General features: G+C 26.9%; 11 protein-coding genes and 1 pseudogene. 5 read left to right on the forward strand and 7 right to left on the reverse strand.

Annotated features, from left to right (window positions below; translation table 11 throughout):
• The first annotated feature begins 50 nt into the window (after nucleotides 1-50).
• Together Q0K19_RS08480 and Q0K19_RS08485 are read left to right on the forward strand one after the other, a co-directional pair.
• The gene (locus tag Q0K19_RS08480) at nucleotides 51-1991 is read left to right on the forward strand and encodes a beta-glucoside-specific PTS transporter subunit IIABC (protein WP_297247195.1); all 1941 of its coding nucleotides are present in this window, start codon (nucleotides 51-53) and stop codon (nucleotides 1989-1991) included.
• Between the two features lie 41 nt (nucleotides 1992-2032).
• Nucleotides 2033-3457, forward strand: coding sequence for a 6-phospho-beta-glucosidase (locus Q0K19_RS08485; RefSeq protein WP_297247197.1), 1425 nt, complete (start codon nucleotides 2033-2035; stop codon nucleotides 3455-3457).
• 497 nt (nucleotides 3458-3954) lie between these two features.
• On the opposite strand, the gene Q0K19_RS08490 is transcribed toward Q0K19_RS08485, so the two are convergent.
• On the reverse strand, nucleotides 3955-4809 hold the full coding sequence (locus tag Q0K19_RS08490; protein ID WP_297247199.1) for an Rpn family recombination-promoting nuclease/putative transposase: 855 nt from the start codon (nucleotides 4807-4809) through the stop codon (nucleotides 3955-3957).
• 570 nt (nucleotides 4810-5379) lie between these two features.
• Here Q0K19_RS08490 and Q0K19_RS08495 point away from each other — a divergent pair.
• The gene (locus Q0K19_RS08495) at nucleotides 5380-5643 is read left to right on the forward strand and encodes a hypothetical protein (protein ID WP_297247201.1); all 264 of its coding nucleotides are present in this window, start codon (nucleotides 5380-5382) and stop codon (nucleotides 5641-5643) included.
• 425 nt (nucleotides 5644-6068) lie between these two features.
• On the opposite strand, the gene Q0K19_RS08500 is transcribed toward Q0K19_RS08495, so the two are convergent.
• Entirely contained in the window at nucleotides 6069-7634 is a 1566-nt protein-coding gene (locus Q0K19_RS08500) for a DUF6348 family protein (RefSeq protein ID WP_297247203.1), read from the reverse strand.
• Nucleotides 7635-7763: 129 nt separating this feature from the next.
• Between Q0K19_RS08500 and gpmA the strand changes: the two genes are divergently transcribed.
• Complete coding sequence (gpmA, locus tag Q0K19_RS08505; RefSeq protein ID WP_012671388.1) at nucleotides 7764-8510, forward strand: 2,3-diphosphoglycerate-dependent phosphoglycerate mutase; 747 nt, start codon at nucleotides 7764-7766, stop codon at nucleotides 8508-8510.
• Nucleotides 8511-8605: 95 nt separating this feature from the next.
• Here the strand turns inward: gpmA and Q0K19_RS08510 are convergent, their stop codons facing one another.
• The 5 genes from Q0K19_RS08510 to Q0K19_RS08530 all read right to left on the reverse strand — a co-directional run bounded on the left by Q0K19_RS08510 (nucleotide 8606) and on the right by Q0K19_RS08530 (nucleotide 11157).
• Nucleotides 8606-8836: a hypothetical protein gene (locus Q0K19_RS08510; RefSeq protein ID WP_297247205.1), complete on the reverse strand. Its 231-nt coding sequence runs from the start codon at nucleotides 8834-8836 to the stop codon at nucleotides 8606-8608.
• A 76-nt stretch (nucleotides 8837-8912) separates the two neighbouring features.
• Entirely contained in the window at nucleotides 8913-9683 is a 771-nt protein-coding gene (gene kdsB, locus Q0K19_RS08515; RefSeq protein ID WP_297247207.1) for a 3-deoxy-manno-octulosonate cytidylyltransferase, read from the reverse strand.
• Nucleotides 9684-9721: 38 nt separating this feature from the next.
• On the reverse strand, nucleotides 9722-10207 hold the full coding sequence (locus tag Q0K19_RS08520) for a PTS sugar transporter subunit IIA (protein ID WP_297247208.1): 486 nt from the start codon (nucleotides 10205-10207) through the stop codon (nucleotides 9722-9724).
• Nucleotides 10208-10260: 53 nt separating this feature from the next.
• A complete protein-coding gene (locus tag Q0K19_RS08525; RefSeq protein WP_297247210.1) occupies nucleotides 10261-10647 on the reverse strand; it encodes a hypothetical protein in 387 nt (128 codons plus the stop codon).
• Between the two features lie 69 nt (nucleotides 10648-10716).
• The gene (locus tag Q0K19_RS08530) at nucleotides 10717-11157 is read right to left on the reverse strand and encodes a hypothetical protein (protein WP_297247212.1); all 441 of its coding nucleotides are present in this window, start codon (nucleotides 11155-11157) and stop codon (nucleotides 10717-10719) included.
• A gap of 168 nt (nucleotides 11158-11325) precedes the next feature.
• Between Q0K19_RS08530 and eno the strand changes: the two are divergent.
• Nucleotides 11326-11855: pseudogene (gene eno, locus Q0K19_RS08535) on the forward strand (phosphopyruvate hydratase); the annotation flags it as partial.

The raw sequence follows: 11855 nt of genomic DNA on the forward strand, positions 1-11855 counted from the left end.
GGCCAAACCTTCATTATTATAAAAAATTATTATAATTGGAGGATACGCTGATGGGAAAATATGAATCATTGGCAAAAGAAATCATTAAAAATGTAGGAGGAAAAGAAAATATTAATTCTCTTACTCACTGTATCACAAGATTAAGATTCAAATTAAAAGATGAATCTAAAGCAAATGATGAAGTTTTAAAAAATATGGACGGTGTTGTTACAGTGATGAAAAGCGGCGGACAGTATCAGGTAGTTATAGGTAATCATGTAGCTGAAGTTTATGGTGATGTATGTACTATTGCCGGATTAGAAAGTAAAAGTTCTAATAATGAGGAAGAAGAAAATAATAAAGGAAATTTATTTAATAGAGCTATAGATATAGTGTCTGGAATATTTCAGCCTATATTGGGAGTTATGTCTGCATGCGGAATGCTTAAAGGATTCAATGCTTTATTTCTTGCTTTGGGATTATATAAGGACAGTTCAGGAGTTTCAATACTATTAAATGGAATAGGCGATGCATTATTTATGTTTCTTCCTTTATTTTTGGGTTTTACTTCAGCTAAGAAATTCAATTTAAAGCCTATGTTAGGTTTGGCAATAGGTGCTGCTATGTGCTATCCTGCTTTGCAATTAAGCACATTATCAAAAAATGCAGAGCCTTTATATACATTATTTGCTAATACAATATTCGCATCCGATGTTTATATAAATATTTTAGGAATACCTATAATATCAATGGATTATACTTCAACAGTAATACCTGTTATATTTATAGTTTATTTTGCTTCTAAATGCGAGAAATTTTTTAATAAGATAATACCAGATTTAGTAAAATTCTTTATAGTTCCTATGCTTGTGTTATTAGTTTCATTGCCTATAGGATTTTTAATCATAGGACCTATAACAATGTTTGGCTCTATGATTATATCACAAGTTGTATTTGCCATTAGAAATGTAAGCCCTTTAATTGCAGGAACTATAGTAGGAGGCACTTGGCAGATACTTGTAATATTCGGTATGCATTGGGGATTCATACCAGTGTATATTAATAACATGGTAACATTAGGCTATGATAATATAATGATGCCTTTCTTCGGCTGTACTTTTGCAACTGCCGGAGTTTTACTTGCTATATTTGTAAAAACTAAAGATAAGAAGTTGAAAGAAATGGCATTGCCAAACTTTATATCAAGTGTATTCGGAGTTACTGAACCTGCAATTTATGGTATTACGCTTCCTATGAAAAAGCCTTTTATAATAAGCTGTATTGTTGGAGCTTTAGTAGGAGGTTTTTACGGACATTTTAATTTTAGAAAATTCTTTGCCGGCGGAATGGGTATATTTGAATTTCCTGCTATGATTAATCCAGATGGTACAAGCGGAAATATAATAGTTGCAGTATCAGGTGCAGTTTTAGCTATATTATTAGGATTTGTAATAACTTTCTTTACCTATAAAGATAAAGAGAAAAATATAGAAAATACAGAAGTTACAGAAAATAAAGAAAATGTAAATGATAAAAATAAAACAGCTTTGCTTAATAAAGAAATAATATTCAGTCCATTAAAAGGAAAATTACTAAAATTAAAAGATTCAAAAGATGAGGCTTTCGGCTCTGAAAGTTTAGGTAAAGGTGCTTTGATAATACCTCAAGAAGGCAAGGCAGTATCACCTATAAATGGTACAGTGAGTACAGTTACTCCTACACTTCATGCTATAGGCTTAACATCTGACAGCGGTATAGAGATTTTAATACATATAGGAATTAATACTGTAGAATTAAATGGAAAATATTTTAAAAGCAATTTAAAAGAGGGAGATAAAGTTTCTATTGGAGATACTTTACTAGAATTTGATATTGATTCTATTGTAAAAGAAGGTTATTCTATAGAAAGTCCTATTATAATAGTAAATACAGATGAGTATTTAGATGTGTTAGAAACAGAAAGCAATATTGATATAAATTATAAAGATTCAATATTAACAGTAATAAAATAATTATTTAAATAAAAGTTTAAATAATATAGGAGATATAAAATATGGCTTTTGATAAAAACTTTTTATGGGGCGGTGCTACTGCTGCCAATCAATGCGAAGGCGGTTTTGATAAAGATGGCAGAGGACTTGCTAATGTTGATGTTTGTCCTATCGGTGAAGATAGATTAAAAGTGATATCAGGTAAAATGAAGATGTTTGACTTTGATGATAAGCATTATTATCCTGCTAAACTTGGTATTGATATGTATAATCATTATAAAGAAGATATTAAACTTTTTGGTGAGATGTGTTTTAAAGTTTATCGTTTATCCATTGCTTGGAGCAGAATATTTCCAAATGGCGATGAGAAAACACCTAATGAAAAAGGTTTATTATTCTATGAAAATATTTTTAAAGAATGTCATAAATATGGAATAGAGCCTTTAGTTACTATTACGCATTTTGATTGTCCTATGCATTTGATAAAAGAATACGGCGGATGGAGAAATAGAAAATTAATTGACTTTTATGAAAATCTTTGCATAACTTTATTTAATAGATATAAAGGACTTGTAAAATATTGGATAACTTTCAATGAAATAAACATGATACTTCATCTTCCTTTTATGGGAGCAGGACTTTATTTTGAAGAGGGAGAAGATGAAAACAAAATAAAATATCAGGCAGCTCATCATGAATTAGTTGCCAGTGCATTAGCTACAAAAATAGCACATGAAGTTGATCCTAATAATAAAGTAGGCTGTATGTTTGCGGCAGGAAGTACATATCCTTTTGACTGCAATCCTAAAAATGTATGGGAAGCATTATGCCGAGACAGAAAAGAGTATTTCTTTGTAGATGTTCAGGCACAGGGAAAATATCCTAATTATGCTTTGAAAATGCTTGAGAAAAATAATTGCATGCCGGAAATATGGGAAGGAGATTTAAAACTCTTAGAAGAAAATACTGTGGATTTTGTTTCTTTCTCATATTATCATTCAAGATGTGTTGATGTTTCTGCTAATACTCAATCTTCTGAAGGAAATGTATTTGCTTCTGCTAAAAATCCATATCTTAAATATACTGATTGGGGCTGGCCTGTTGATCCTTTGGGTTTACGTGTAACTTTGAATCAAGTTTATGACAGATACAGAAAGCCTTTATTTATAGTAGAAAATGGAATAGGAGCAATAGACACTATAAATGAAAATGGTGAGATCATAGACGATTACAGAATTAATTTTCACAGAGAACATATAAAAGTTATGAAAGATGCTGTTGAAATAGACGGTGTTGATTTGATGGGCTATACTACTTGGGGCTGTATTGATTTGGTTTCTGCAAGTTCCGGAGAGATGAAAAAGAGATACGGTTTTATTTATGTAGACTTAGACAATGAAGGCAAAGGAACTTTAAAGCGAACAAAGAAAAAATCTTTTGCATGGTACAAGAAAGTTATAGCTTCTAATGGCGAGGACTTAGACTGATTATTATTTATGCGGTTTAAAATTCAGCGATAAACGAGCAGCTGATAACTGATGAAGGAAGTTGTGAGTTAATTCTTAAATAAAAAAATCGAGCCTCTATCAGCTTTAGCTGATAGAGGTATAAAAGCGAGATTTTTTATATATAAATAAAATAAGAAAGTTATAGCTTCTAATGGTGAGGACTTAGATTGATTATAATTTAAACTATCACGCACGGTGTGTGAAATTTAAAATATAAGCTTATTTCAAATTATAATTTAAACTATATAAAAAAATACATTTACCGTGCGTTAATAAAAATTTTCAATATAATAACAGCTTGGGTGGGTATTAAAATAACAGTGTAAAATAACAAAATAAAATATATAAAAATAGCAGTTAAGATTTTAAATTTAGAGGGTGGGAGTTAGAATAAAATTTTGTTTTTAAATCTTTTCTAATTTCCCATATTTTTTCTTTATTTGTATGCATTTTTAAGCATACTATAAATGTTTAGCTCATAATTTTTTTATTTCTTCTATAGTCAAACCTGTATATTTAGAAATAATATTAATATCAACTTTATCATCTTTCATTTGTTTTGCTATAGAAGTTTGTCCTTCTTTTATACCTTTTTGCATTCCTTCTTCTATTCCCTTTATACGCTCCTCATTAAGCATTAAAACATTAAAATAATCTCTTTCATAATTACTATAGCCATTATATAAATCATTACTTTTTACAAATTTGTTATATTCTTCATATACTTCTTTCATTATAGGATTTTTCTTTACTAATATTTCCATAGTATCCTCCAATTTATCTTTCGAATTTAAAAACTCAAACCAATCTGATAAACCTTCATATAAATTATAAGAATTACTAAATTTCCTAAGCTCTAGAAAATGAAGCTCTAAATGATTAGTTAATATATGATTAGTTTCTAACTCTTTAATAAAATAACAGCTATGAGGCTTATCTATACCTTTTATCAAATTAAAATCAAGAATATTAATACTTATTACAGGTGTTAAATCTGAATATATATCCTTAGATTTTAAATTTGTAAAATAATTTTTAGCCCAATAGTATAAACTTCTATATATAAATGACTGATTACCTATTCTTTGTATTTCTATAATTATAGTTTCGCCTGATTTCGTTTTTGCTTTAACATCTGCTATTGATTCTTTATCAAATACATTTTCTTTTAGATTAAAAGTATTTAAAACTTCTATATATTCAAAAGGCTCTTGATTAGAATCTATCCTAACAGAATTAATAAGATTTTTAAGTATATGCTCATGTCCTTCTTTAGCAAACATATAACGCATAAAATAATCATTCAAAACATTAAAATACTTTCCACTCATAATATTATTATAATGAAATAATTTGTAAATGTCAAAATAAATTTTTTGATTTATTTTATTCTGTTATTTTTGTTTTTTGGTTGTTAAAAATAAATTTTAATGCCCCAAGTTTTGTTTAAATTTATAATGCATTCACCGCACGCAGAATATTATTATATTATTAAGTATATTTATTAATTACAATTATCATTATATATAAAATTTTACTTACCGTGCGTTAATAAAAATTTTCAATATAATAACCGCTTGGGTGGGTATTAGAATAACAGAGTAAAATAACAAAATAAAATATAACAAAAATAACAGTTAAGATTCTAAATTTAGAGGGTGGGGAGTTAGAATAAAATTTGTTTTTTTAATCTTTTCTAATTTCCAGCCCTTTATATTTTATTGCTTTATTCTGTTACTTTTATTTTATATTTTTTGAAAATATTAATAACAATGATGATTTATTTATGAATTATAATATACAAAACAAAATACATATTAATTTTAAAATTTGTATACTTTTATATAAATTAATAGACAAAAATTAAAATATTGTTTATAATATTTATATAGGAATTGTATATGTCAGGATTAACATTTTGGTTTGCATTTTTATTAGTTATATTCATTTTTACTAGATATTTTATATTACCCAAAATATTTAGCAAAGATTCAAAAGAATTTAAAAAATATGTTGAAGAAGCATATAATGATTTGGATAAATACTACAATTCAGGTAATGAACGGTCTAAAGAAATGATAAAAAATTCAATTATTGGTATGGCTAAAGAAGGAAATGATATAGCAAAAAAATTCTGTGAAGATAAAGTCTGGGATATTAAATAGCGGCAAAGATTGATTATATTTGTAACTATTCTTAAATAATTTTATGTGCTTTTGCAACTTTGACGAAGTCCGCAGAGCGTATGCCATGAAAAAGTTGATAAAAAATAAGTTAAAAATTTTTTATTTATATATACTTTCATCTAAACTTTTATATTTTATTCTAAAATTAGAATTTTAATAAAGGGAAAAAATTTAAATGTCTGGGTTTGGGAATGAATCTTTTCTAATTCCCCGCCCTTTATATTTTTTTTCTTTATTCTGTTATTTTTGTTTTTTATTTCTTTATTGTTTTAAAATAAATGTTAATGCCCGCCCGAGTTTTATTTAAATTTATAATGCATTCACCGCACGATAAACAAAATTAAAAAATATTATTTTCACTTAAATATAATTTTTATTATATTTATTGATTTACTTATCGTGCGTTATATAATTTCATAATCATCATCTACATTAAAACCTAAATTTACTTCAAGATTTTCTAACTTTTGATTTTTCTTTTCATAGTCAGCTTTAATCTGAGAATATATATTGTATCCTGCACTCATATTTATAAATCTTAAATATATATCATTTTCCTTGCCGTTAAATGCTCCTTCTCTAAAAAGTTCAAATAGATAATTATTGATTAAATGATATGTATAAAGCTGGGTTTTGTATACAGAACAATTTTTTTGAGATGACTGAAAATTGAAATTAACAATCTCTCCGGAATGAAGCTCATTATAAAATTCATTGTCAGCACATATTTCAGGTAAGAATAAAAATAAATCACTTGCAAGACTATAATCCTTTGTAAGCTCTTCTGCCAAATTTCCTAATTTATCATATGACTCTTCAGATTCTTTTAAATTTAAAACTATATTTGAATATTCTCGAATAAATTTTAAAATCTCATCATTACTGAATGGGTAAGGAGTGTAAGTTTCATTATCCTGTACTAAAAAGAAAAACTGCTTGTCTGATGAAAAATCTGTTTCATTCCAAGTTTTAACATATTCATTCATTTTGTCGGCAAGCACTGGTATATTAACATCATTGATTCTAAGCTCTCCTATAGAATAATCATTACCTGCCTTAGCTCCATATATTTTAATGTAGCATATTTTTTGATTTCCTATTCTTTTTAAAATATCATCTTTGAACATGTCCCAATAAATATTTACATTTTTAGGCTTTCCATTATCGCCGCCCATATTAACTAAATTACTTGTATAAACTTTCCATTTATGTTTTTTACCGGCAAATTCAGTTTCTACTTCATCAAGTATTCTGTTTTCATTCATCGCTTTTATGCCTGTCATTATACCGAATATGAAACTTCCATTTGAAAGCCCTACAGAAGTATTGGCATCTTTTCCAGCACTGGCACAGCATTCAAATATATCTCTGTCCCAATCAGGACTTGATATATAATAGTTTATAACTGCACTTTTATCTGTTATAGTATCAGGATAAGCATTTATAAATATATTCCATTTTTTTATAACAATACTTCCCTCTATTATTTCATTATCTATATCATTTGATAAAATAGATGATATATCTTTTATGATAGAATCAGGATCATCAATATTAACTGCATTAGCTTCATAATGCATACTTCCGCCTTGTATATATTCTTTTAAATTATTATATAAATTGTTGTAATAATCATATTCTTCATTGCTTATTAAAGATTTGTTCATTTCTAATGTATACAATGCTCTGTCTATATTTAAATTGGCATTGCTCATATCAGATTTTCCTGAATATGCATAGGCAATTTTATAAAACCAAGTATGATGGCTTTTGGTTTCTTCGGATAAAGAATTTAATATTTCTATTGCTAGGTCAAATTCTCCAGTATTATTATATGCTACAGCAAGCTGCCCTTTAATATCATCATTTAATTGTTCTTCAGGTAAGGAGAGTATTAATTCAATAATTCCTCTATGATTTCCTTCTTCATATAATTTGTGAAATTGTAAATCTAATTCTTCATTATTCATACATAATATCCTTATTTGTTATTGGTAAAATATAATATATTTATGATAATAAAACAATATATTTTTGTTTAACTTTTTTATGATTTTAGTATATAATAAAACTTAATATCATTATAAGGAGTTATAAAGATGACAAAAGTTGTTTTAATTCGTCATGGTGAGAGTGTTTGGAACAAAGAAAATCTGTTTACAGGCTGGGCAGATGTTACATTATCAGAAAAAGGAATAGAAGAAGCTAAAGCAGGCGGAGCTGAGTTAAAAAAAGCAGGATTTACTTTCGATAAAGCATACACTTCTACACTAACTCGTGCTATCAAAACTTTAAATTTAGTATTAGAAGAAATGGGACTTTTATGGATACCTGTAGACAAATGCTGGCAGTTAAATGAAAGACATTACGGAGCTTTACAGGGATTAAACAAATCACAAACAGCTGAAAAATACGGAGAAGATCAAGTAAAAATTTGGAGAAGAAGTTATGATACTCCGCCTCCAGCATTAGAAAAATCTGATGAAAGATATCCTGGACATGATCCTCGTTATAAAAACTTATCAGAAAAAGAACTTCCTCTTACTGAATGTTTGAAAGATACAGTTGCAAGAGTAGTGCCTTTCTGGGAAAATGTTATACTTCCAGATATTAAAGCAGGTAAAAAAATCATCATTGCTGCACATGGTAACAGCTTAAGAGCTTTAGTAAAATATTTGGATAATATTTCTGATGCTGATATCACTGAGCTTAATATACCAACAGGAATGCCTTTAGTTTATGAACTTGATGATAATTTCAAAGCAGTTAATAAACAGTATTTAGGAGATCCTGAAGCTGTTAAAAAAGCTATGGAAGCAGTAGCAAATCAAGGTAAGAAAAAATAAGAATATAAAAATATATAGTTTTTTATTTTATAAAAATAAAAGGAAGTCTTTAATCATTAAAAGACTTCCTTTTTTATTAAATTGTATATTTAGTTTTAATTGTTCTTTTTATTTAGAAAACCAAAGATATAAATTATAGGCTCAATAAAAATATCATATAAGAATTGACTTATATTTTTTACTAGAAATCTTTTCACTAAAAATATAATAATGAATACACCCTTAATAAGTCCAAATGATGTATCCAATATATCAATGAAAATCTTTTCAAAGTCTGTAAATAAAAATAAACTTACAGCTGATACTATAAAAATAATTTCAAGCATATTAAATCCTTAAAATAAAAATTGGTATTTAGGAATAATACATTTTAATGATGACATTTTTTGTCGTGATTAATAATTACTTATATAAATTTTCATTATTTAATTCACTTTGGGCAAAATTTCTTAAATAATTCTGAACGAACTCTAAATCTTCTCTTGTATCTATACCATGAAGGAATTTTTTAGTTTCTAAAACTTTTATTTTCATGCCATTATAAAGCCATCTTAATTGTTCTAGCTTTTCTATCATCTCATATTTACATTCTTGTAAGCCTTCTATCTTTAATAGAATGTCTCTTCTAAAAGCATAAACTCCTATATGTTTATAGTATTCAGCACTAATATTCTGATCGAATCTTTTATGAGGTATTGTGGCTCTAGAAAAATACATAGCATAATTATTTATATCAGTAACAACTTTAACAGCATTTTCATCTTTTATTAATGGGCTGTCATCTTCTATTCTTGTTTTTAAGGTGGCAATATCAACATTTTCATCATCAAAAGCATCTATTAAAGGATTAAGCACTGATTCATTTATTAAAGGTTCATCACCTTGTACATTTATAATAATATCGCTTTCTATCTTTTTAGCAACTTCTATTATCCTTGAAGTTCCTGAAGTATGTTCTGATGAAGTCATTACCGCCTTAGCATTATTTTTTTCACATATATCCATTATTTCTTTAGAGTCTGTTGCAATAATACAGTCATCTATTTTTTTAGCAGCCTTAACATTATCATAAACTGCTATTATTATAGGCTTTCCTAATAATTCATAAGTTAATTTTTTTGGAAATCTAGTTGATTCATATCTGGCAGGTATTATTGCTGTGATTTTAGCCATATTATTACTCCAATAATATTTATTTTTTTATTATTTCTTTATTTAGCATTAAGCATTTCTTTGGATATATCTATTAATTTTTCTTTAAATTCTTCTATAGTTTTTGATTCTAATAATACAACAGGGTACATACTCATTCTTGAAATCTTTGTAAATAAAGAGAGAAGTCCTAAATATTTTTCATTACTATTTTTATTGGTTAAAAACATAGTAAGTAAATGAACCGGTTTTTTATCAAGTGCAGAATAGTTTAATCCTTTTTTTGATACAGCAAATATTAAATCATTGTCTTCAACTTGATTAGTTCTTACATGCGGAAAGGCTACACCATATCCTAAACCGCTGCTTATAATATCCTCTTTTTTATACATAGATTCTATTATTTGAGCTATATTTATTCTAAGTCCATTAGCCTCTGAATATATTAACATTTCACTTATAGCTTCTTCTTTATTGTCAGCTTTTAAATCTAAAATAACATAAGAATTATTTATGTATTTTTCAACATCATTTAATGAAATCATACAATTTAACCTTCATTATATATAATATAATAATTTAATATAAAAAATTTATATTAAATTCCAAAATTATCTTTTAAATATTCTTTTATAGTATATTTTTTTTGTATTAACTCTAATGTGATATTAAGGGGATATATAGTTTTATGATTTTTGAAACCAATTCCTATAGTTTCATCATCTAAATCTATATCTCTGGACAATTCCCAATGACCATTAAATTTTTTCCTTATAACTTCACCTATATACGCACTTATAGAAAATATAAAATTTCTATTATCATCTCTTTCCAAGACTAAATTCATTTTTTCTTTAAAAAATTTATCTATTTCAAATAGACTTTCTATAGTGTAATCGGCATGATAGCCTTCACGCATAAGAAAATTACTTATCCAATCGGAAGCCCTTGAAAGTTCATCTTGGGGTAAAAGATATTTTGGCATAACATAAATCCTTGTTACAATATTACATTTTTTTTATAATATGTCAACTTATAATTTAATATAAAATTATTATAAATTTGTACTATTATTTAGTAGTTTATAAAACCAAGTATTTTCAGAATTATTCAGCGGAAGTGTGTATTTCTTACCATCAATATCTGTAAATAGTATTTTATCTTTACCATAATTAATAGTCATTTTAGTATTATCAAATTTCAAATCTTTAACATTATTAGTGTTTTTAATATCTTCTATATATTTAGCTTCTTCTATACTTTTTATAATCTGATTTCCGCTTTTATTGTTAATAGTTCCTGCAATATATGTTAATTTGTTAAAGCTGTTAGTATCTTCTCTTTTAACCAAAATAAAATTTAAAGTTTCATTTGTGAGTCTATTGCCTTTAGTATCTTCATCAAACATTAAAATACTCACTTTATCGCTGACATACATATTGCAGCCTGCTAAAAATAGTAATGTAAATAAAAGTATTAATCCAATTTTTTTCATAATAAAGCCCTCTCAAAATATAAAACAAATCAAATGATAAAAAATAATATAAAATAATTTAATAATAGTTTCAATATGTATATTTTTTATATGTTCAATTTTTTCACTTGAAATTTATATTTTATGTTATATTATATATAAGAATTATAATTTATAAGGAGTTTTAATATGTCTTTAATAGATAATATAGTAGCTAGAGAAATATTAGATTCAAGAGGAAACCCTACAGTAGAAGTTGATGTATGGCTTGATAGCGGAGTTATGGGAAGAGCAGCTGTACCATCTGGAGCTTCTACAGGAGAACATGAGGCAGTAGAATTAAGAGACGGAGACAAATCAAGATATTTAGGAAAAGGCGTTCAAAAAGCTGTTGAAAACGTTAATGAAATTATTTGTAATGAACTTATTGATATGGATGCTTTAGATCAAGTTGAAATCGACAGAACTATGATTGAACTTGACGGAACAGAAAATAAAGGAAAATTAGGTGCTAACGCTATACTTGGTGTATCACTTGCTGTAGCTAAAGCAGCTGCTGAAGAATTAGGTATGCCATTATATAGATATATAGGCGGTGCTAATGCTAAAACTTTACCAGTACCTATGGCTAATATCTTAAACGGCGGTGCTCACTCATCAGCTCCAATCGACTTCCAAGAATATATGGTTATGCCAGTTGGTGCTCCTACTTTCAAAGA

Origin of the sequence: uncultured Brachyspira sp. (assembly GCF_944393015.1) — a bacterium.
GTDB lineage: Bacteria > Spirochaetota > Brachyspiria > Brachyspirales > Brachyspiraceae > Brachyspira.

Bases quoted from the DNA above. Each gene is read 5' to 3' on its own strand.
- Q0K19_RS08480 (WP_297247195.1), top strand. From the start codon at position 51: ATGGGAAAATATGAATCATTGGCAAAAGAAATCATTAAAAATGTAGGA.
- Q0K19_RS08520 (WP_297247208.1), bottom strand. From the start codon at position 10,207: ATGATTTCATTAAATGATGTTGAAAAATACATAAATAATTCTTATGTT.
- kdsB (WP_297247207.1), bottom strand. From the start codon at position 9,683: ATGGCTAAAATCACAGCAATAATACCTGCCAGATATGAATCAACTAGA.
- Q0K19_RS08500 (WP_297247203.1), bottom strand. From the start codon at position 7,634: ATGAATAATGAAGAATTAGATTTACAATTTCACAAATTATATGAAGAA.
- Q0K19_RS08490 (WP_297247199.1), bottom strand. From the start codon at position 4,809: ATGAGTGGAAAGTATTTTAATGTTTTGAATGATTATTTTATGCGTTAT.
- Q0K19_RS08525 (WP_297247210.1), bottom strand. From the start codon at position 10,647: ATGCCAAAATATCTTTTACCCCAAGATGAACTTTCAAGGGCTTCCGAT.
- Q0K19_RS08485 (WP_297247197.1), top strand. From the start codon at position 2,033: ATGGCTTTTGATAAAAACTTTTTATGGGGCGGTGCTACTGCTGCCAAT.
- Q0K19_RS08510 (WP_297247205.1), bottom strand. From the start codon at position 8,836: ATGCTTGAAATTATTTTTATAGTATCAGCTGTAAGTTTATTTTTATTT.
- Q0K19_RS08495 (WP_297247201.1), top strand. From the start codon at position 5,380: ATGTCAGGATTAACATTTTGGTTTGCATTTTTATTAGTTATATTCATT.
- gpmA (WP_012671388.1), top strand. From the start codon at position 7,764: ATGACAAAAGTTGTTTTAATTCGTCATGGTGAGAGTGTTTGGAACAAA.
- Q0K19_RS08530 (WP_297247212.1), bottom strand. From the start codon at position 11,157: ATGAAAAAAATTGGATTAATACTTTTATTTACATTACTATTTTTAGCA.